Raw genomic sequence first — 21,385 nt, 5'->3', positions numbered from 1 at the left:
CAGGTAACGCTTATCCTTAGAAAGGTAACCTCATGGCCGCTAATCTTACCGAGACTGCTATACGTGGATTGAAGACAAAAAGCACGTCGTACTACGTGTGGAGCAACAGTGCTCAGCGTGGTACCGGCAGGCTTGGCGTTAAGGTTCAGCCTTCAGGCAGCAAAGTTTTTTATTTCCGTTACTACGTTGAGAAAGGGAAGAAAGAGAAATTCATTCAGTTGGGCATCTGGCCTGAGATGAAACTGGTGACGGCCAATGAGCTGGCGAAAAAATATGGAGCCTGGCTTGTTGAAGGAAAAGAGCCGCAGCAAGAGCTTGAGCAACAGCGCCTGGCCGAGCAGCACATTATGCAGATCCATCGCTCGCAGGGCTCGTTTAAAGAGCTGGTACATGGCTACGTTAACAAGATGAAGCTCGACAATAAGCGGACCTGGGCTGATGTCCTGAAGCGTCTTGAAAAAGAGTGCTACACGGTTATCCCTCGAGAAACCAAAGCGAAAGATGTAACACCTCTGCAGATCAAAACCATCCTCTCAGGCATTATCCAGCGTGATGCGGTGGTCCATGCGAACCGAATTCGTTCCTACCTGATGGCGGCATTCAACTATGGGCTTAAAGCCGTTAACGATCCGATGAATACCAGCGTGGGCATTACGTTCGGGCTTGAAGTTAATCCGGTATCGGCCATACCAAAGCAATCCTCGGCGGAGAAAGTTGGTGACACATGGTTAACGCTGGAAGAGCTACGTATTGTCATGGAGCAGTTCGACCAGGCAACTAACGTTGGGTCGTTGATGCAGCATCTTATTCGCTTCTGTGTTTATGCAGGCGGGCAGCGCCCGTTTGAAATGATTGCCAGCCAGTGGAGCGCAATTGACTGGCAGCAAAAAACTTTACTTGTAATAGCAGATGTATCGAAAAATAAGCGTGATCATCTGGTGCCATTGACAGAATCGGCATTACAGGAATTAGCATCAGTGAAAGAGTTGACTAAGGAAAGTAACAGTCCTTATATTTTCCCTCTCTCGACAGACGGCAAGCGACCGGTGCGTACCGACAGTCTGGCGCGTTCCATCATGTATTTTAGGGCCTTTAATCCTGAGTTTAAAGTATTCACGGCGCGAGATTTGCGTCGTACCTGTAAAACGCTGATGGGGGAGGCCGGGATCAGTAAAGAGATCCGAGATCGTATCCAGAATCACGCTTTGAATGATGTCAGCTCGAAACACTATGATCGCTATGATTACCTGACTGAAAAGCGCAGGGCGCTTGAAATTTGGGAGGAACGGGTTAATAACTATCAGCGACACCAGGAAAACAACGTGGTAAGTCTCTTCAAAAGAACATAGTAAGTTATACTCCCGAGTAGTGAAATATAAGATGGATCACTTTTTAGGGGCGATTGCTGTGTCAGGCGACACTTAATTTGTTATTATCGACAAATGATAAGTGTCTGCCTGATGGGAGAGAGGGATGAATTCTAATTTTTTTTCGTTGTCAAAAATAACTGATCAGCATATCGTTCAGAAAATACTGGATGCATGGTTTTCTAAACGTATACAACTTTTTTTGTATTTTGGCGGAAATGGCAAAAAATATAGATTGTCACGCTGTATTTCGCCTTCGCTACATATAGGCGGAGAGCAGCTTATTAGTAATGGGGATGAATTTTACCTGTCAGAAGACAGTAAGGCACATTCAATTTTAAAATTCATCCCTGACCTGCCGCTAAGGAAGGTGCGAATAAGCGGGGAAATTCTTCTCGGCTGACTCAGTCATTTCATTTCTTCATGTTTGAGCCGATTTTTTCTCCCGTAAATGCCTTGAATCAGCCTATTTAGACCGTTTCTTCGCCATTTAAGGCGTTATCCCCAGTTTTTAGTGAGATCTCTCCCACTGACGTATCATTTGGTCCGCCCGAAACAGGTTGGCCAGCGTGAATAACATCGCCAGTTGGTTATCGTTTTTCAGCAACCCCTTGTATCTGGCTTTCACGAAGCCGAACTGTCGCTTGATGATGCGAAATGGGTGCTCCACCTTGGCCCGGATGCTGGCTTTCATGTATTCGATGTTGATGGCCGTTTTGTTCTTGCGTGGATGCTGTTTCAAGGTTCTTACCTTGCCGGGGCGCTCGGCGATCAGCCAGTCCACATCCACCTCGGCCAGCTCCTCGCGCTGTGGCGCCCCTTGGTAGCCGGCATCGGCTGAGACAAATTGCTCCTCTCCATGCAGCAGATTACCCAGCTGATTGAGGTCATGCTCGTTGGCCGCGGTGGTGACTAGGCTGTGGGTCAGGCCACTCTTGGCATCGACACCAATGTGGGCCTTCATGCCAAAGTGCCACTGATTTCCTTTCTTGGTCTGATGCATCTCCGGATCGCGTTGCTGCTCTTTGTTCTTGGTCGAGCTGGGTGCCTCAATGATGGTGGCATCGACCAAGGTGCCTTGAGTCATCATGACGCCTGCTTCGGCCAGCCAGCGATTGATGGTCTTGAACAATTGGCGGGCCAGTTGATGCTGCTCCAGCAGGTGGCGGAAATTCATGATGGTGGTGCGGTCCGGCAAGGCGCTATCCAGGGATAACCGGGCAAACAGACGCATGGAGGCGATTTCGTACAGGGCATCTTCCATGGCACCGTCGCTCAGGTTGTACCAATGCTGCATGCAGTGAATACGCAGCATGGTCTCCAGCGGATAGGGCCGTCGGCCATTGCCCGCCTTGGGATAAAACGGCTTGATGACAGCGGTCATATTCTGCCATGGCAGAATCTGCTCCATGCGGGAGAGGAAAATCTCTTTTCGGGTCTGACGGCGCTTAGTGCTGAATTCACTATCGGCGAAGGTGAGTTGATGGCTCATGATGTCCCTCTGGGATGCGCTCCGGATGAATATGATGATCTCATATCAGGAACTTGTTCGCACCTTCCTAAGGCTTTTCTCAAAACAGCAAGAATCGACACTTGTAGGCTCAGAGGCTCACGATCTTTACTGTTGGATAAAAGAATATTGCGTGAGAAATACGATCCCTTATCTCAGAAAAAACACGATATTGCAGTATGGCCCCAATCGGTTCAGAAACAGAGCGACAGTGAGCGAATTACTAAGCACTCTTTACTCACAGCGTAAGATAATGGCTGCGAAGCGAGGTAAAACTATATTTATCCAGCCTGTGGAGACCACTGATTTGGTTTGATTCCATCAGAAATATTATTTTTTCTCGAAGCTAATTGCAGAGTGACTTTTAAACAGCCATCACAGGCTGGGGCTACCTTCGTCTCAGATTTAGATGTTGGATAGGTATTATAATGGCATTGTATACCCTTACTACCTGTATTAACCAGTAGGGGTAGTAATCAGATCAGTATGTGCGTACTAAGATCTGATACCAGTATATACCGACAACAGTGACCAGGAATAGCCCTGCCTGTATGGCATCCCTATACGGTCTGTTATAGACCGTAGGACCAACTACAGGTTTATATGATGAAAACATATCAAGGTACTCATGGAGTTCATATCCTTGAATATCAGAGCAAGATTAATAAATTATTATGTTACTTGACTAACCGTTACCCCAGGCTAACGGCGGTACGTGTCGATCTCCACTATCCGAAGATAGTTGATGACGGTGACAATATTTGTTGCTTCCCTAATCTGGAGCCTGGGGTGATATCCCGGATGCGTGAATCCCTCAGAGCTAAGCTGGAGGCTGATCGTACCCGTAAGGAGCGTGAAGGTAAACGCATCTACCGTTGCCCTTTATTCATTATATGGGCGAAAGAGTATTCTGAGTCAGGTAAATGCCACTATCACATTTGCCTGTTGTTCAACAAAGACGCTTACTACCACCTCGGGGATTACGATCAGGACGATAACCTTAGAGGGATGATCACAGGAGCCTGGTACAGCGCCCTGAGACTGGAGAGAGACGATCACCCTGGTCTGGTCCATTTTCCTGAAAACTGTAAGTATGTGCTAGACACCAATAGTACTGACTTCCAGCAGAACTACCAGGCGCTGTTAACCCGACTGGACTACCTGACCAAAGTTGAAAGCAAAGTGTTTGGTGAAGGAGACCGTAACTTCGGCTGTAGCCAAATCGAACTGTAAGTCGGTAATGGCCTTCTCAGTGAGAAGGCCTTATTTGTATTGTTTCAAAAAATTACTAAAATGCAGTTTCGTTACGCAATTTTCTATAGATTACTGATAGTCATCAGCAAGTCCGCTACTAAATAACGTTTCTGCATTTTCAGCGGTAGCAACAGCATCCTGCACATCCTGCCGTTTCAAATCTAACACTCGTAATTTACCCTTTACTTCGGCGACAGATTCGATTCGCCTGTAAGCATCAGAATGATGTTCGGCATATAGCGCAAGTCCTTTCAGTTTGGGCAAAGCATCAGCCAGATGTAGGCTATGTGGATCTACCAGGTCCACAACCATTTTGCCATCCTGTTCGGCAAAGAACAGGAAATCGGGACGAACAATCTTGTACTGTTCAGCTTCAACATAAGCGATTCCCAGTGACGACTGCCCTGTGTACTGTGGATTACGATACCAGAAAGCAAATCCTTCACGTTTGGTTTCGATCTCAAAAACCTTGGTTTCCCAATGGTTCAACAGAGCCGGATAGTTCCCGTTTTCGTCACACAACAAATGGTGTTTCCAGACTGGAAGGTCAGCTTCCTTTTCACCTTCACGCACCCTGGTCATTTCAAACTTGTTCGCCGGCCTGACCAGATCCACATCCTGCGGTTCGGTACTCATTTCGACGATTTGACGATAGGCCTCTTTACGCTCATCTTTCAACGACTTGATTTGCGGTGTGTACTCGGCCAGCCACGCCTTCGCCAGTCTATCGGCCTCGCCATCTAAGTAATCCTGCACCTCCATCACCAGCCCCATGCCAGCAACGGTAACACGAGCCTCCATGATTGCTTCCAGATATTCCTCTGCATCCTCTTCTCGATCCGCAACCTTATCGGCCAGATATTCGACAGCAACTGGTGCATTCGCAGGCGTACTGGCATAGCAAATAATCGGCAGTGTGGTAAACCCGGATGGCGGCGCGTTGCGCCTTCTCCGGGCTACCTTTCAATGGTGTTATGTCGCCCCGGTAAGCGCAGCGCCACCGGGTGAGGCTTAGCGTTCCGCCAGCGCCTTAAACACCATCGCCACCGCGTGGGCGCCGGGGTCCATATTGCCGAGCAGGCTCTCGCTATTGAGATAGGAGGCGCGTCCGGCGCCGGCTTTGCTCGACTGGCAGGTGCGATCCGCGCCGGCCTGCGCCGCGGCGAAAGCGGCCTGCAGATTATCCGGTTCGGCCAGCAGCGCCGCCAGCGCCGGCTGTAGAGCGTCAATCATCGTCCGGTCGCCCTCATCGGCGCCGCCGTAAAATTTCATCTGCCCCAGACCGGCGTTCAGCGCTTCCGCCATGCTGGCGCCTTGCTCCAGCTTCTGCCCGGCGGCGGTGAAGAAAATCGACATCAATACGCCGCTGGAGCCGCCCATCACCACCGTCAGGCGTTCGCCAATTAGCGCGAACAGCGTGGGTAAATCATTGAGCGGCAGTTGCTGGCGTTGCAATAGAGCGGCAATCTCACGCGCGCCAGCGGCGAAAGTGGAGCCGGTATCGCCGTCGCCCACTTTGGCGTCAAGCGCGTTGAGATGGGTTTCGAGGCCGGAGAGGGTGCTGGTCACCTGCGCCACGTAATCGCCCACCTGCGGGTTGGCCGATGGCGTAAAGGCGACGCGTGCGCTGGCGAGCGCGGACGGCATGATATTAACAGCCCGCGGCTGCACCGGCTTCTGCCAACTGGCGGTTTCGACATCCGACAGCAGCGCCTTTTCAATGCTCTCTTCCAGCACGATAGTGGTCAGCGAGAAGCCTTTCATATCCAGCGCCGTTACCAGCGAAGCCGGGCCAATCAACCAGTCAACGCGCGCATGGAGTGGGGTGTTGGCCAGCTCGCGGGTCAGAATCGCCATCTCGGCCACCGACACGCCGCCGAGATTATTGAGCATCACCGCCAGGCGGCCGGTTTCAGGTAGGGCGGCGGTCAGCTTCTCTACCATAATCTGCATGATTTCCGCGCTGTTATGGGTCGCGATCGTCGAGGCTCCCGGTTCGCCGTGGATGCCCATCCCCAGCTCGGCGTGGCCGGGCTGATGGCGCGGCGCGCTTTCCGCTTCCTGCGGCAGGTGACAGCTGGCCAGCGCCACCCCGATGCTGGCGGTATGGTTGGCGGCGTATTGCGCTTCACGCAGGACGGTGGCGAGGTTGAAGCCGCGCTCGGCGAAATAGCCCGCCACCTTATGCACAAGAATAGTCCCGGCGATACCGCGCGGCTGTTTGTTATCCGGCAGCGAAATATCGTCGCCGACGATCAGCATCTCTACGTTATAGCCAAGACGGCGCGCTTTCTCCGCCGCGAGGCCGAAGTTAAGCCGATCGCCGGTGTAGTTTTTAACGATCAGCAGACAGCCCGCCTCGCCGGTCACCGCCTGAATCGCGGTGAGTACCGCATCGACGCTCGGCGAGGCGAACAGATCGCCGCAGACCGCGGCGGTCAGCATGCCTTTACCAATAAAGCCGACGTGCGCCGGTTCATGGCCGGAGCCGCCGCCGGAAATCACCGCCACGTTGTTTTTATTCAGATCGCGGCGTACCACTACACGGATCGCCGGGTCGCTCTCCAGGCGGGCGAGGTTGTTCCACGGGCTGGCAATAATGGTTCCCTCGATCACGTCGTTAACGAGGCTGGCGCGCTGGTTAAAAAAGAATTGAGACATAGTGGTTCCTGATCAGTAAGCGAAAACTCACCCTCCGGAGGCGGGCCCCCGGAGTGGTAACGGTCAAAGTGGATTTAGCGACGAATAAGACGTTGCAGACGCATATCGAGCGTGATGGCTTCGCCAGGCTGAATATCATTCAGCGCTTCGCCCTGCTGGCATAGCCAGGCGATCCCCGCCGCGCGGGCGATAATCGCGCCGTGGGCCTGTTCGCTGCCGTCGCGCAGGCACAGGCCGGTGACCTTGCTGGCATCCAGTTGGAGTACAGTCGAGGGATAAATATTGTCGGCGATAATAATCGTCGGCTCACTGGCGAATGGCAGCGTCTCCTTAATACCCTGCAGATGGCGCAGCGTGCGCTGCAGAATATCGTCGACATCGATATAACGGGCCTGCAGATAGGCGTCATCCAGCTGACGATACTGCTGGCTGAGCTCCATCAGCACTTGATGCCACGCCCATTCCGCCGAGCACTGTTCGGTGAGCAGGCGATCGTTGGCGGCATCAAACAGATCTTCATCGTCGAGCAAGGTGTGATGACCGGCGAAGATCGCCGCGATATCGGCGTTAAATTTGTGTTCCGCCAGCTCGGTGAGCGCATTGAGATCGGCCAGCGTCTGGTCGATCGCCTGGCGCAGGCGCTGCTGCTCGCGGGCGATGTCGGCGGCGGCGGGGAGCGCCGGTTGGATCGGCGCCTGCGGATAAAGCATCGCGGCGCCTTCAACACGCGCAGGTATGGCGGGTTCCGCTGTCGGCTGCGCCTCCGGCGACTCGCCGAAGTTATCGGCGGCCAGCGCCTGAAACGCCGCCAGCGCCGCATCGGCGTCCGGACCGCGGGCCAGCAGGCGCAGCTTATCGTGGCGGCGCACCTGTAGCAGAGCGATTTGATTCAGACTGTCCGGGGTGACGCATTTGCCGTTTTTCTCCAGCACCAGGTCGGCGTTAAAACCCGCCAGCGCGGCGACCAGCTTTGATGCCGGACGCACGTGCAGGCCGTTGTGATTGTTAATAATGACTGAAACCGATTTAGCATCGCCGTCGTCAGCAAGCGTTGGGGCGGCGGCGTCAGGCGTGTGCGAAGGTAAACCCAGCTGAACCCGCTTGGCTTCCAGGGCGTTCATGGCATCGGCGATAACTTTGTCGATCCCGGCGCCGGAGGCGGCGCTGACGGTGGCCGCCAGCGTCCCTTCGACCAGCGGCGCGGCGCACAGCCGCACCTTTGCCGCCATCGCCGGATCGAGCAGATCGAGGGCGGTTTCGGCGCTGAGCAGGGCGCTGCCGATATCCATCATCACCAGAACATGGTCGGTATCGGCGACGGATTCGATCGCCTCCATGACTTTAATCGGATCGGTGCCGATCGGGCTGTCGGGATCGTCGATCCCGGCGGCGATCGCCAGCTTACAGCCATCGTTCATTAACATCTGCCGGGCCAGTTCTCCGACACCTTCGCCCAGCCGGGCGCTATGAGAAACAATAACCAGGTTTACCATCGCGATTTCCTTACTCTTTGGCGGCGGCAGCCAGCATCTGAACCATAAACAGCACCGAGGTCGCGCCGGGATCCTGATGCCCGATGCTGCGCTCGCCGAGATAGCTGGCGCGGCCTTTACGCGCCTGCATGGTGATGGTGGCGTGGGCGGCGCGCTCGGCCACTTCGCAGGCGGCATCCAGCGCGGCAGGGATAGACAGATGTTGCTCGCTGGAATGACGCAGGGATTCCACCACCGGCAGCCAGACGTCGCACATCGTCTTATCGCCCGGCTCCGCTTTACCACGGTTGACGACGCCGTCCGCGCCTTCGCGGATCATCTGATAAAGCTCGTCGAGGGTCAGGCTCTGATGCGCCTGGGTGACCTGGGCGGCGCGGATAAAGAAGGTGCCGAACAGCGGGCCGCTGGCGCCGCCGACGTTGGAAAGCAGCGTCATCCCGGTATTCTTGAGAATAAAACCGATGTCTTTATCGGCGATCGACGGCAGCTTTTCGACCACTTTGCTGAAGCCGCGATGCATATTGAGGCCGTGGTCGGCGTCGCCGATCTCTTTATCAAGGCCGGTGAGAAAATCGCTCTGTTTGGTGAAAATGTCGCCACAGCGGTACAGCCAGTCGACGATTTGCGTTCTGTTCAGTGACATGTCGTGCTCCTTATTTTCCCCAGTTCAGCGCTGGGGTATGGACCGGGGCGTCCCATAACGCCAGTGTGTCATCATCCGCTTTCAGCAGGGTGATGGAGAAACCCGCCATATCCAGCGAGGTGCAGTAGCTGCCGATGAGGTTGCGTTCAATCACAATGCCGGACGCTTCGCAGCGCTGGGCAAGGCGGTTGTAAACGCCGTACAGTTCGGAAAGCGGGGTGGCGCCGAGGTTATTGACCAGCGCGATAACCCGATCGCCGTTTTGCAGCGCGGTTTTGCTCTGTTTCACTTCCTGCCACGCTCCCTTGACGTTATCCCACTGGCGCAGCGTGCGGCTGTATGCGCCGTTTTCCAGCAGGGTATCGACCATCTCATCGACGGTTTGGTCGAGCGAGCTGAAGCGGCGGCGGTCGATACCCGGCTCGCCATGGATGCCGACGCCGAACTCCATCTCATCATCTTTCAGGGTAAAGGAGGGCTGTCCGGCGGCCGGTACGGTGCAGGCGCCCAGCGCGATGCCAATCGAGTGACCAAGGTTATTTAAACGGCGGCCCAGTTCAGCGCAGGCTTCCAGCGAGTCGCCGCGTTCGGCGGCGGCGCCGACCAGTTTTTCAATCAGCACGGTATTGGCGACGCCGCGGCGTCCGGCGGTATAGAGGCTGTCTTTTACCGCCACGTCGTCATCCACCACGACGGTGGTAACCTTAACGCCACTTTCGTGCAGCAGCTCGGTGGCGGTCTCAAAATTCAGGATGTCGCCGGTATAGTTTTTGATAATCAGCAGGACGCCTTCGCCGCCGTCAATCTGCATCGCGCATTCGAACATTTTGTCCGGCGTCGGCGAGGTGAAAATTTCCCCCGGACAGGCGCCGGAGAGCATGCCCTGGCCGATGTAGCCGCAGTGCATCGGTTCGTGTCCGCTGCCGCCGCCGGAGAGCAGCGCCACTTTGCCGGCGACCGGTGCATCAGCGCGGGTGACATAGACCGGGTCCTGGTGCAGCGTCAGTTCAGGATGCGCCTTCGCCAGGCCGATAAGCTGTTCACTCAGTACATCTTCCACACGGTTAATCAGTTTTTTCATTGTTTATGCTCCGTAGGGTAGGGGGAGGTCGCCTGTCTATAAGGGTAGCCCGGCGATGTAGTGATTCTGGCTGAGCGGGCGCAAAATAAAATGCCGTCAAAATTGGTTCCATAACGGAACGTAGAAAAGAATTTTTGTTCCTTTATGGAACATTAATTGCCGATAAACAGGAGAAATGCGAGCCAGCGCTAATAATTTGTCCGTTTTTTTCTGCTATCAGAAATGGGGCAAGGATGATTTTTTTCGCCATTGTGCCGCATTGAGGCGATTTTCTGCGTTAAAGAGGGGAGACGATAGCGGCTTTTTTGCCAAAATGATCCGATCGCGATCGCAATCCCATCGCTTTCTCAGTCACATTGTTTCAATGTGAAACGCATTATTTTTTATCTGTTTCAGAACAGAACAAAAAAGGGAAAAATTTTTTTCGCCGCGGCTCGCCCTACAGTGGATGCATCGCTCCGGCAGCGTGGCTGTAAGCGCCATTGATATCAGGCGCCGCGGCATGACGGCCTGGGCTCACGTGTCAACATACGCACTTATTTGAGGGTGAAAGGAATGCTAAAAGTTATTCAATCTCCAGCCAAATATCTCCAGGGACCTGATGCCGCCATGCTGTTTGGCGAATACGCTAAAAACCTGGCCGACAGCTTTTTTGTTATCGCCGATGACTTCGTGATGAAGTTGGCGGGCGACAAAGTATTGAACGGCCTGCATAGCCACAATATTAGCTGCCATGCGGAACGGTTTAACGGCGAGTGCAGCCATGCGGAAATCAACCGCCTGATCGCCATTCTTAAGCAGCACGGCTGCCGCGGCGTGGTGGGTATCGGCGGCGGGAAAACCCTCGATACAGCGAAGGCGATCGGCTATTACCAGAAGCTGCCGGTGGTGGTGATCCCGACAATTGCCTCAACCGATGCGCCGACCAGCGCGCTGTCGGTTATCTACACCGAGGCGGGCGAGTTTGAAGAGTATCTGATCTACCCGAAAAACCCGGATATGGTGGTGATGGACACGGCGATTATCGCCAAAGCGCCGGTACGCTTGCTGGTGGCCGGGATGGGCGATGCGCTCTCCACCTGGTTTGAAGCCAAGGCCTGCTTCGATGCGCGAGCCACCAGCATGGCGGGCGGGCAGTCCACGGCGGCGGCCTTGAGCCTGGCGCGCCTGTGCTATGATACGCTGCTGGCGGAAGGCGAAAAAGCACGCCTGGCGGCTCAGGCTGGAGTGGTGACCGATGCGCTGGAGCGTATTGTCGAAGCCAACACCTATCTGAGCGGTATCGGTTTTGAGAGCAGCGGCCTGGCCGGCGCGCACGCGATTCACAACGGTTTCACCATCCTTGAAGAGTGCCACCATCTGTATCACGGCGAAAAAGTCGCTTTCGGCACCCTGGCGCAGCTGGTACTGCAAAATAGCCCGCTGGAAGAGATCGAAACCGTGATGGGCTTCTGTGAAAAAGTCGGCCTGCCGATCACCCTTGCCCAGATGGGCGTGAAAGAGGGTATCGAAAGCAAAATCCACGCGGTGGCGAAAGCCACCTGCGCGGAAGGCGAAACCATCCACAATATGCCGTTCCCGGTCACCGCGGATAGCGTCTACGCCGCCATCCTTACCGCGGACCTGCTTGGGCAGCAGTGGCTGGCGCGTTAAGTCTTTCACAAGGTTCTATGCCGCGGCGCATTGCGGCATCAACTCCTCCCTCCGGCAGCCGCTGCCGGAGGGTTTTGTCGTTTTAACTGTGTTAACTCCAGCGGAAAAGGGATATGACAGCTCAGACTCAGGGTGCGGAAAATGAAGTTTCAGCCGTTATCAGCCAGTCGTGGCATCGCTGCAGCAAATTTATGCAGCGTGAAACCTGGCAGGCGCCGCATCAGGCGCAGGGGCTGACCTTTGAATCGATCTGCCGTCGCAAATAAACCCAACGTGCGCGGGTTCGTGTCCTGAACCGCCGCCGGAGATCACCGCCACGTTATTTTTGTTAAGGTCGCGGCGAACCACGATGCGAATGGCCGGATCGCTCTCCAGACGCGCCAGGTTATTCCACGGGCTGGTGATAATTGTACCGTCGATCACGTCGCTAACGAGATGGGGGCGTTGATTAAAAAAGAATTGAGACATAACGGCTCCTCGAGGTTGAGTGTAAGACAAACCCCCGAATGCATGTTCATGGTGCGGAGGCGATAGAGAGATTCTGGCGAAGTCAGCATGGAAAAAAACAACACGAAAATGAGTTTCATTACGAAACGTGATTGCTGTTTTTTGTTCCGAAATGAAACTTAATTAGGCGAGAAATCATCACAATGCGAACTCGCTCGACTTTTTCCTCCTGCGATCAGAGCAGGCCACACGGCGCAGTCAGTCTTTTTTGCGGGGCTTTACCCAGGATGGCGCGTAATTGGGGAAATTTATCATCGTGTTTGTCGGTAATTTCGCGGTAACGGAACGGATCGAGATCGCAAATCTCATTATTTTTGTGGTTAAGCGTTCCAATATGAAACGCATGTCATTTTTATCTGTTCCATATCAGAACAAAATGACGAAAGATTTTTTTGTACACGCCTCGCCATACAGTTATTACATCGCTCCGGTACGTCCGCTTTCGCCGTCAACATCAGGCTAAACGGGTTAACGCCAGGGCTCACCATGTAAAAACATGTACTTATTTGAGGATGAAAGGAATGCTAAAAGTTATTCAATCTCCAGCCAAATATCTCCAGGGTCCTGACGCTTCTACCTTATTTGGTCAATACGCTAAAAATCTGGCGGACAGCTTTTTCGTGATTGCGGACGACTTCGTCATGAAGCTGGCGGGAGAAAAGGTACTCAATGGCCTGCACAGCCATGACATTAGCTGCCACGCGGAACGCTTCAACGGTGAATGCAGCCATGTTGAAATTAATCGCCTGATTGCCATTCTGAAAAAACACGGTTGCCGCGGCGTGGTTGGGATTGGCGGTGGGAAAACGTTAGATACCGCCAAAGCAATTGGTTATTACCAGAAGCTGCCGGTAGTGGTGATCCCGACCATCGCCTCAACCGATGCGCCAACCAGCGCGCTGTCCGTTATCTATACCGAAGCGGGTGAGTTTGAAGAGTATCTGATCTACCCGAAAAACCCGGATATGGTGGTGATGGATACCGCAATTATTGCCAAAGCGCCGGTACGTCTGCTGGTGGCCGGGATGGGCGATGCGCTCTCGACCTGGTTTGAAGCGAAAGCCTGTTATGACGCTCGGGCGACCAGCATGGCGGGCGGGCAGTCCACCGTGGCGGCGCTGAGCCTGGCGCGCCTGTGCTATGATACCCTGCTGGCGGAAGGCGAAAAGGCACGCTTAGCCGCCCAGGCTGGCGTGGTGACCGATGCGCTGGAACGTATTGTCGAAGCCAACACCTACCTCAGCGGTATCGGCTTTGAAAGCAGCGGCCTTGCGGGGGCACATGCCATCCATAACGGCTTTACGATTCTGGAAGAGTGCCACCATCTGTACCACGGTGAAAAAGTCGCCTTTGGTACGCTGGCGCAGCTGGTGCTGCAGAACAGCCCGATGGAAGAGATCGAAACCGTGCTGAATTTCTGTCAGAAAGTGGGCCTGCCGGTAACGTTAGCGGAAATGGGTGTGAAAGACGACATTGACGGCAAGATTATGGCCGTGGCTAAAGCCACCTGCGCAGAAGGTGAAACTATTCACAATATGCCGTTCCCGGTGACGCCTGAAAGCGTACATGCCGCTATTTTGACGGCAGACCTGCTGGGACAGCAGTGGCTGGCGCGTTAATCGGGCACAGGTAAATTTACCCAGCATCTTCTCCCCCTCTGACAGTCTCTGCCGGAGGGGTTGTCTATGGCAAAACAGCGGAAATGGATATGACGGCGCACACGCATAGCATCGGGCAGGAAGTCTCTTCGGTTCTCGCCCAGTCCTGGCATCGTTGCAGCAAGTTTATGCAGCGGGAAACCTGGCAGGCGCCGCATCAGGCGCAAGGGCTGACCTTTGAGTCGATTTGTCGTCGCAAGACGGCGCTGCTGACGATTGCGCAGGCCGCGCTGGAAGATGCCTGGGAGTTTATGGACGGTCGTCCGTGCGCACTGCTGATTCTGGATGAATCAGCCTGTATTCTCAGCCGTTGCGGCGATCCGCAGACGATAGAACAGCTGGCGGAGCTTGGATTTCGCGACGGCAGCTATTGCGCGGAAAGCATTATCGGCAGTTGTGCGCTGTCGCTGGCGACGATGCCGGGGCAGCCGACAAAAACCTCTGGCGCTCAGCACTTTAAACAGGCGTTGCATCCGTGGTCGTTCTGCTCGACGCCGGTGTTCGATAACCATGGGCATCTGTTTGGCTCCATCTCATTGTGCTGTCTGGTAGAACATGAGTCCGTTTCTGATTTATCCCTGACGCTGGCGATTGCCAGAGAAGTCGGCAATTCATTGCTGACCGACAGCCTGCTGGCAGAATCCAACCGCCATCTGAACCAGATGTACGGGCTGCTGGAGAGCATGGATGATGGCGTGATGGCCTGGAATGAGCAGGGGGTGTTGCAGTTCCTCAATGCGCGCGCGGCGCTGCTTTTGCATCTCGACGCGCAGGCCAGCCAGGGCAAAAACATTCACGACCTGCTCAATATGCCCATGCTGCTGCGTCGGGCAATTAAACATGCCCGCGGTCTGAATCACGTCGAAGTCACTTTTGAAAGCCAGCACCAGTTTGTTGATGCTGTTATCACCCTGAAGCCGATTGTTGAGGAGCAGGGCAACAGCTTTATCCTGCTGCTGCACCCGGTGGAGCAAATGCGTCAGCTGATGACCAGCCAGCTTGGTAAGGTGAGCCACACCTTTGAGCAGATGTCGACGGACGATCCGGAAACCCGACGCTTGATCCATTTTGGTCGCCAGGCGGCAAGGGGGAGTTTCCCGATCCTGCTGTGTGGGGAAGAGGGCGTAGGGAAAGAGCTGCTGAGCCAGGCCATTCACAATGAAAGCGAACGCGCCAGCGGACCGTATATTGCCGTGAACTGTCAGCTGTATGCCAACAGCGTGCTGGGGCAGGATTTTATGGGCAGTGCGCCTACCGATGATGAAAATGGTCGGTTGAGCCGCCTTGAGCTGGCGAACGGCGGCACGCTGTTTCTGGAGAAAATTGAATATCTGGCACCGGAGCTGCAATCCGCGCTGTTACAGGTGATTAAGCAGGGAGTATTAACCCGTCTTGATGCCCGTCGGCTGATTCCGGTGGATGTGAAAGTGATCGCCACCACTACGGTTGATCTCGCTAATCTGGTGGAGCAAAACCGCTTTAGCCGCCAACTGTATTACGCGCTGCACTCTTTTGAGATTGTTATCCCGCCGCTACGGGCGCGGCGTAACAGTATTCCCTCGCTGATTTATACGCGACTGAATAGCCTGAAAAAACGCTTCTCATCCAGCCTGAAGATCGACGACGACGCGCTGGCACAACTGGTGGCTTATTCGTGGCCGGGCAATGATTTCGAGCTGAACAGCATTATCGAAAACATCGCTATCAGTAGCGATAACGGGCATATCCGGCTGAGTAATTTACCTGATTATCTGTTTGCCGAGCGTCCCGGTCTGGAGACCGCGTCTTCCCTGCTGCCAGCCAGCCTGACGTTTACCGCTATCGAAAAAGAGGCGATTATCCATGCCGCCCGTGTCACCAGTGGGCGAGTACAGGAGATGTCGCAACTGCTGAATATTGGTCGCACCACCTTGTGGCGTAAGATGAAGCAGTACGACATCGACGCCAGCCAGTTTAAGCGCAAACATCTGGAGTAGTTTCTTCGATTCTGGCCATGGAGAACAGCGCATCCGACAGCCGGTTGATATAACGCCTGGGTTCATCGCGTAACGTCAGCTTTTTGTCCATCGCGATGAGGATCCGCTCCAGCCGCCGTGCCAGGGTGCGCGCCACGTGTAGTTGTGCCGATGCCAGATTTTTCCCCGGAATGACAAATTCTTTCAGGGGGCCGCTCTGCGCCATATTGCGATCAATAAGTTGCTCCAGCGCCTGAATATCCTCGGCGTTAATCGTCTGCGTTAAGCGGGCGAGACCTTTCTCATCGCTGGCGAGTTCCGCCCCCAGCACAAACAGCATCTTCTGGATGGCATGCAGATCCTGGCGTAATTCTGCCTGGCGCGAGCTGGCATAGCAGACGCCAAGCTGGGAAATCAGTTCATCCACCGTACCATAGGCGTTAACGCGGATGTCGTCTTTGTCGATACGGCTGCCGCCAAATAGCGCGGTCGTGCCTTTATCACCGGTTCGGGTATAGATGCGATACATTTATTTTATCTCGCTGAAGGGAAGCACTTTGACCAGTTGGCCCGCATTGGCGCCGAGCGTGCGGATGCTGGCTATCCCAGCGGCGATATGCCCGCAGACCAGCGCCCGATCCTCGGGTAGCTGGGCGTGGGTTAGGGCAATATCACCACTGGCGCTGAGGCCGAGACCCACGCGTAGCGTTGAGCTTTTAGCCGCCAGCTTGCTGAGGGCCAGCGCGCAGTCATGCTCGTCGCAACAGATTGTCCGGCAAGGGACGCCTTGCTCTTCCAGCCCCCAGCATAGTTCATCAAGCACGCGCGTATCCTGCCAGCGTGAGTGATAAAACAGATGTACGCCCGGTGATGAAAGTGACATTGCGCCCCCTTATTGATCAGAATGCCTGACGGAAGATCCCGGCAATTTCTTTCTCGTTCCCTTTACGCGGGTTGGAGAAGGCATTGCCGTCTTTCAGCGCCATTTCCGCCATATACGGGAAATCGGCTTCTTTGACGCCCAGCTCGCGCAGATGCTGCGGAATACCGATATCGGCTGACAGGCGAGCGATGGCGCGAATCGCCAGCTCGGCAGCATCCATGGTGGACAGACCGTCAGTGTTCTCACCCATAAACTCCGCGATGTCGGCAAATTTCTCCGGATTAGCGATCAGGTTATAGCGCGCCACGTGCGGCAGCAGGACGGCATTTGCTACGCCGTGCGGCATGTCGTACAGACCGCCAAGCTGATGCGCCATCGCGTGAACGTAGCCAAGGTTGGCGTTGTTGAAGGCCATACCCGCCAGCAAAGAGGCATAGGCCATATTCTCGCGAGCTTTCAGGTTGCTGCCCAGTGCTACGGCCTGGCGTAAGTTGCGGGCGATCAGACGAATTGCCTGGATAGCGGCGGCGTCGGTAACCGGGTTGGCATCTTTTGAAATATAGGCCTCAACGGCGTGGGTCAGGGCGTCCATTCCTGTTGCCGCAGTCAGTGGCGCAGGTTTGCCGAGCATCAGCAGTGGGTCATTAATGGAAACCGACGGCAGGTTGCGCCAACTGACAATCACAAACTTCACTTTGGTTTTGGTATTGGTCAGCACGCAGTGACGGGTGACTTCGCTGGCGGTACCGGCGGTGGTATTCACCGCGACGATCGGCGGCAGCGGATTGGTCAGGGTTTCAATCCCGGCATAGCTATAGAGATCGCCTTCGTGCGTCGCCGCGATACCGATGCCTTTACCGCAGTCATGCGGGCTACCACCGCCGACGGTAACGATGATATCGCATTGCTCTTTACGAAAAACGTCCAGGCCGTCGCGCACGTTGGTGTCTTTAGGGTTTGGCTCGACGCCGTCAAACACCACCACGTCAATACCGGCTTCACGCAGATGTTCGAGGGTTTTATCAACCGCGCCGTCCTTAATGGCTCGCAGACCTTTATCAGTCACCAGCAGCGCTTTTTTACCGCCCAACAGTTTGCAGCGTTCGCCCACGACGGAAATAGCATTCGGGCCAAAAAAGTTCACATTTGGCACCAGGTAATCAAACATACGATAGCTCATAATTTACCTTCTTAGATTTAAATTATAATTCAGAGAAACAATTCAGTGCGGTTTGCGCTAATAACATGTCTTGTTCGACAGTACCGCCACTTACGCCGACAGCACCGATTAATTTATCGTTTAACATGACAGGTAAGCCGCCACCAAAAATAACGATCCGCTGTTGATTCGTTAGCTGTAAACCATATAGTGACGCACCCGGTTGTACCGCGTCGGTAATTTCATGGGTCCCCTGCCGCAGACAGCAGGCGGTATACGCTTTATTAAGAGAAATATCACAGCTGGTGACGAACGCGTCGTCCATGCGTTGCATCAGCAGCGTGTTGCCGCCGCGATCCACCACGGAAAAGACCACCGGCACGTTGATCTCAAGCGCTTTAGCCTCGACGGCCTGCGCCATTTTTTTCGCCGCCGCCAGCGTAATGGTGGCGATTGGTTGGCTCTTATTCACAGTCTCTCCTGAAAATGTTGTAGGGCTGATGTCACGAAAATATCGCGATACAGCTATTTTTTATCATTGGGTTTGGCTTTATTTTCTCGCCGCGCGTTATTAAGTCAATAGGGTGAAAATTTAAAAAGTATTAATTTAATTTTGTGTATTAGTGTTTATTGATAATGATCATTTAACTTCGTCACAATTCGCTACGAATATTCCTGAGAACCGTTTCAATATGGAACGATGAATTTTTATTACGTGCCAAATTGGAACGAAATTAATTTTATTTTTTTATTGCTGTGCTCATTTAGAGTTCGGCCATTGCTGATGAAAGGCGAATGCCGGGAGGTGTGTCCCCGGCAATACGGCCCGGCGTCCCTATTTTTTATCTTTTGAGTCCATAAACTATGAGAAGATCAAAACGATTCGAAGTGCTTGCGAAGCGCCCTGTAAATCAGGATGGGCTGATTGGCGAATGGCCTGAAGAGGGACTGATCGCCATGGAAAGCCCCTACGATCCGGCTTCGTCGGTGAAGGTAGAGAATGGTCGTATTGTTGAGCTGGACGGCAAGAGCCGCGCCGAGTTCGACATGATTGACCGTTTTATTGCCGACTACGCGATTAACGTGGCTGAAACTGAACGGGCAATGCGGCTCGACGCGCTGGAGATCGCCAGAATGCTGGTGGATATCCACGTCAGCCGGGAAGAGATTGTTGCTATTACCACCGCTATCACCCCGGCGAAAGCGGTGGAGGTGATGGCGCAAATGAACGTGGTGGAAATGATGATGGCGCTGCAAAAAATGCGCGCCAGACGCACGCCGTCCAACCAGTGCCATGTCACCAACCTGAAAGACAACCCGGTACAGATTGCCGCCGATGCGGCTGAAGCGGGGATCCGTGGTTTTTCAGAACAGGAAACGACGGTCGGGATCGCCCGCTATGCGCCGTTTAACGCCCTGGCGCTGCTGGTCGGTTCCCAGTGCGGTCGCCCCGGCGTGCTGACGCAATGTTCCGTTGAGGAGGCGACTGAGCTGGAGCTGGGGATGCGCGGGTTAACCAGCTACGCCGAAACCGTGTCGGTATACGGTACAGAGTCTGTGTTTACCGACGGCGATGATACGCCGTGGTCCAAAGCGTTTCTCGCCTCGGCCTATGCGTCTCGCGGACTGAAAATGCGTTACACCTCTGGCACCGGTTCGGAAGCGCTGATGGGCTATTCCGAGAGTAAATCGATGCTCTATCTGGAGTCGCGCTGCATCTTTATCACCAAAGGCGCGGGCGTACAGGGGCTGCAAAACGGTGCGGTCAGCTGTATTGGCATGACCGGCGCGGTGCCGTCGGGGATCCGCGCGGTGCTGGCGGAAAACCTGATTGCCTCAATGCTCGACCTTGAAGTGGCCTCCGCCAATGACCAGACCTTTTCCCACTCTGATATTCGCCGTACCGCCCGTACCCTGATGCAAATGCTTCCCGGCACCGACTTTATCTTCTCCGGCTATAGCGCCGTACCGAACTACGACAACATGTTTGCCGGGTCGAACTTCGACGCGGAAGACTTCGATGATTACAACATTCTGCAACGCGATCTGATGGTTGATGGTGGTCTGCGTCCTGTAACCGAAGAAGAAACCATCGCCATCCGCAACAAGGCGGCACGCGCCATTCAGGCAGTGTTCCGCGAACTGGGCCTGCCGCTGATTAGCGATGAAGAAGTCGAAGCTGCTACTTATGCTCACGGCAGCAAAGATATGCCCGCGCGCAATGTGGTGGAAGATCTGGCCGCCGTGGAAGAGATGATGAAGCGCAATATCACCGGGCTGGATATCGTCGGCGCACTAAGCCGTAGCGGTTTCGAAGATATCGCCAGTAACATCCTCAATATGCTGAGACAGCGTGTTACCGGTGATTACCTGCAAACGTCGGCTATTCTGGATCGCCAGTTCGACGTCGTCAGCGCCGTCAACGACATCAATGATTATCAGGGACCTGGTACCGGCTATCGCATCAGTGCCGAACGCTGGGCGGAAATTAAAAATATTGCGGGCGTGGTTCAGCCCGGCTCGATCGAATAAGGCGGTACACAGTGGAATGCACAACTGAACGTAAGCCGGTTTTCATCTTACAGGTGAGCGAAGGCGAGGCGGCTAAAGCGGACGAACGCGTGGATGAAGTCGTGATAGGCGTCGGCCCGGCCTTTGATAAGTATCAGCATAAAACCTTGATTGATATGCCGCACAACGCGATTTTGAAAGAGCTGGTTGCTGGCATCGAAGAAGAGGGGCTGCATGCGCGAGTAGTGAGGATCCTGCGCACCTCAGATGTTTCTTTTATGGCATGGGATGCGGCAAATCTCAGCGGCTCAGGCATTGGGATTGGTATCCAGTCGAAAGGAACCACGGTGATTCATCAGCGCGATCTGCTGCCGCTAAGTAACCTGGAACTGTTTTCTCAGGCTCCGCTGCTGACGCTGGAAACCTATCGTCAGATTGGTAAAAACGCCGCACGCTATGCACGCAAAGAGTCGCCTTCGCCGGTGCCAGTGGTCAATGACCAGATGGTGCGCCCTAAATTTATGGCCAAGGCCGCGCTGTTTCACATCAAAGAAACCAAACACGTGGTGCAGGATGCTGCGCCTGTCACGTTGCATATTGCACTGGTAAGGGAATGACCATGAACGACAACATCATGACCGCGCAGGATTACCCATTAGCCACCCGCTGCCCGGAGAAAATCCGGACGCCTGGCGGCAAGCCGCTAACCGACATTACCCTTGAGAATGTGCTGGCGGGCCGCGTAGGGCCGCAGGATGTGCGTATTTCTCAGCAAACGCTGGAGTACCAGGCGCAGATTGCCGAGCAGATGCAGCGTCATGCCGTGGCGCGCAATTTTCGTCGTGCGGCAGAACTGATTGCGATCCCGGATGCCCGCATTCTGGAGATCTACAACGCACTGAGGCCGTTTCGTTCTTCGTTCGCCGAGTTGCAGGCCATTGCCGATGAACTGGAACACACCTGGCACGCCACGGTGAACGCCGGGTTTGTCCGCGAGTCGGCAGAGGTATACCAGCAGAGAAATAAGCTGCGTAAAGGCAGTCAGTGACG

18 protein-coding genes and 2 pseudogenes are annotated in these 21,385 nt (G+C 54.5%); 9 read left to right on the top strand and 11 right to left on the bottom strand.

The window, feature by feature from the left end; genetic code table 11:
* The first annotated feature begins 32 nt into the window (after nt 1–32).
* Nucleotides 33–1,349 (top strand): tyrosine-type recombinase/integrase, encoded by a 1,317-nt coding sequence (locus tag L379_RS03585; RefSeq protein ID WP_032655153.1) that lies wholly within the window; start codon nt 33–35, stop codon nt 1,347–1,349.
* A 529-nt stretch (nt 1,350–1,878) separates the two neighbouring features.
* Here the strand turns inward: L379_RS03585 and L379_RS03595 are convergent.
* Nucleotides 1,879–2,859, bottom strand: coding sequence for an IS5-like element IS5 family transposase (locus L379_RS03595; protein WP_001575870.1), 981 nt, complete (start codon nt 2,857–2,859; stop codon nt 1,879–1,881).
* Between the two features lie 624 nt (nt 2,860–3,483).
* On the opposite strand from L379_RS03595, the gene L379_RS03600 reads away from it, so the two are divergent.
* Entirely contained in the window at nt 3,484–4,110 is a 627-nt protein-coding gene (locus L379_RS03600) for an inovirus Gp2 family protein (protein ID WP_032655145.1), read from the top strand.
* A 90-nt stretch (nt 4,111–4,200) separates the two neighbouring features.
* Here L379_RS03600 and L379_RS03605 read toward each other — a convergent pair whose 3' ends face one another.
* The 5 genes from L379_RS03605 to dhaK all read right to left on the bottom strand — a co-directional run bounded on the left by L379_RS03605 (nt 4,201) and on the right by dhaK (nt 10,009).
* Nucleotides 4,201–4,932, bottom strand: a complete 732-nt coding sequence (locus tag L379_RS03605) for a protein YagJ (RefSeq protein WP_032655142.1) — start codon at nt 4,930–4,932, stop codon at nt 4,201–4,203.
* Nucleotides 4,933–5,142: 210 nt separating this feature from the next.
* Nucleotides 5,143–6,792 carry a glycerone kinase gene (locus L379_RS03610; RefSeq protein WP_007372177.1) on the bottom strand — a complete coding sequence of 550 codons (1,650 nt, stop codon included), beginning with the start codon at nt 6,790–6,792 and terminating at the stop codon, nt 5,143–5,145.
* 74 nt (nt 6,793–6,866) lie between these two features.
* Nucleotides 6,867–8,285, bottom strand: coding sequence for a dihydroxyacetone kinase phosphoryl donor subunit DhaM (gene dhaM / locus L379_RS03615; RefSeq protein WP_023336797.1), 1,419 nt, complete (start codon nt 8,283–8,285; stop codon nt 6,867–6,869).
* A gap of 10 nt (nt 8,286–8,295) precedes the next feature.
* Nucleotides 8,296–8,928, bottom strand: coding sequence for a dihydroxyacetone kinase subunit DhaL (gene dhaL, locus L379_RS03620; RefSeq protein WP_007372179.1), 633 nt, complete (start codon nt 8,926–8,928; stop codon nt 8,296–8,298).
* A gap of 10 nt (nt 8,929–8,938) precedes the next feature.
* Nucleotides 8,939–10,009 carry a dihydroxyacetone kinase subunit DhaK gene (gene dhaK / locus L379_RS03625; protein WP_007372180.1) on the bottom strand — a complete coding sequence of 357 codons (1,071 nt, stop codon included), beginning with the start codon at nt 10,007–10,009 and terminating at the stop codon, nt 8,939–8,941.
* Between the two features lie 555 nt (nt 10,010–10,564).
* Between dhaK and L379_RS03630 the strand changes: the two genes are divergently transcribed.
* Nucleotides 10,565–11,662, top strand: coding sequence for a glycerol dehydrogenase (locus L379_RS03630; RefSeq protein WP_007372182.1), 1,098 nt, complete (start codon nt 10,565–10,567; stop codon nt 11,660–11,662).
* A 113-nt stretch (nt 11,663–11,775) separates the two neighbouring features.
* A pseudogene (locus L379_RS26460) lies at nt 11,776–11,925 on the top strand (hypothetical protein); the annotation flags it as partial.
* Here L379_RS26460 and L379_RS25325 read toward each other — a convergent pair.
* Nucleotides 11,915–12,130, bottom strand: a pseudogene (locus L379_RS25325) (dihydroxyacetone kinase subunit DhaK); the annotation flags it as partial. The pseudogenes L379_RS26460 and L379_RS25325 sit on opposite strands and share 11 nt — an antisense overlap.
* Nucleotides 12,131–12,690: 560 nt before the next feature.
* Here L379_RS25325 and L379_RS03635 point away from each other — a divergent pair.
* Nucleotides 12,691–13,788 carry a glycerol dehydrogenase gene (locus L379_RS03635; protein ID WP_007372185.1) on the top strand — a complete coding sequence of 366 codons (1,098 nt, stop codon included), beginning with the start codon at nt 12,691–12,693 and terminating at the stop codon, nt 13,786–13,788.
* 89 nt (nt 13,789–13,877) lie between these two features.
* Nucleotides 13,878–15,803, top strand: coding sequence for a dihydroxyacetone kinase operon transcriptional regulator DhaR (dhaR, locus tag L379_RS03640; RefSeq protein WP_009653098.1), 1,926 nt, complete (start codon nt 13,878–13,880; stop codon nt 15,801–15,803).
* On the opposite strand, the gene L379_RS03645 is transcribed toward dhaR, so the two are convergent.
* From L379_RS03645 to L379_RS03660, 4 genes are read right to left on the bottom strand one after another with little or no spacing between them, the layout of a single operon-like run.
* Complete coding sequence (locus L379_RS03645; RefSeq protein ID WP_007372187.1) at nt 15,781–16,311, bottom strand: cob(I)yrinic acid a,c-diamide adenosyltransferase; 531 nt, start codon at nt 16,309–16,311, stop codon at nt 15,781–15,783. The genes dhaR and L379_RS03645 overlap by 23 nt on opposite strands.
* A complete protein-coding gene (locus L379_RS03650) occupies nt 16,312–16,665 on the bottom strand; it encodes a glycerol dehydratase reactivase beta/small subunit family protein (RefSeq protein ID WP_007372188.1) in 354 nt (117 codons plus the stop codon).
* A gap of 16 nt (nt 16,666–16,681) precedes the next feature.
* Nucleotides 16,682–17,845: a 1,3-propanediol dehydrogenase gene (gene dhaT / locus L379_RS03655; RefSeq protein ID WP_007372189.1), complete on the bottom strand. Its 1,164-nt coding sequence runs from the start codon at nt 17,843–17,845 to the stop codon at nt 16,682–16,684.
* Nucleotides 17,846–17,867: 22 nt separating this feature from the next.
* Nucleotides 17,868–18,296 carry a GlcG/HbpS family heme-binding protein gene (locus L379_RS03660; RefSeq protein WP_007372190.1) on the bottom strand — a complete coding sequence of 143 codons (429 nt, stop codon included), beginning with the start codon at nt 18,294–18,296 and terminating at the stop codon, nt 17,868–17,870.
* 392 nt (nt 18,297–18,688) lie between these two features.
* Here L379_RS03660 and L379_RS03665 point away from each other — a divergent pair, with 392 nt between their 5' ends.
* The 3 genes from L379_RS03665 to L379_RS03675 are packed head-to-tail and all read left to right on the top strand — an operon-like array spanning nt 18,689 to nt 21,383.
* Nucleotides 18,689–20,356 carry a propanediol/glycerol family dehydratase large subunit gene (locus L379_RS03665; protein ID WP_016241522.1) on the top strand — a complete coding sequence of 556 codons (1,668 nt, stop codon included), beginning with the start codon at nt 18,689–18,691 and terminating at the stop codon, nt 20,354–20,356.
* Nucleotides 20,357–20,367: 11 nt separating this feature from the next.
* Nucleotides 20,368–20,952, top strand: a complete 585-nt coding sequence (locus L379_RS03670) for a propanediol/glycerol family dehydratase medium subunit (protein WP_009652918.1) — start codon at nt 20,368–20,370, stop codon at nt 20,950–20,952.
* Between the two features lie 2 nt (nt 20,953–20,954).
* Complete coding sequence (locus tag L379_RS03675; protein ID WP_007372193.1) at nt 20,955–21,383, top strand: diol dehydratase small subunit; 429 nt, start codon at nt 20,955–20,957, stop codon at nt 21,381–21,383.
* The last annotated feature ends 2 nt before the right edge of the window (nt 21,384–21,385 follow it).

Origin of the sequence: Enterobacter sp. MGH 33 (assembly GCF_000534535.1) — a bacterium.
Lineage (GTDB): Bacteria > Pseudomonadota > Gammaproteobacteria > Enterobacterales > Enterobacteriaceae > Enterobacter > Enterobacter hormaechei_C.
This window is presented reverse-complemented; position numbering and strand designations above follow the sequence as displayed.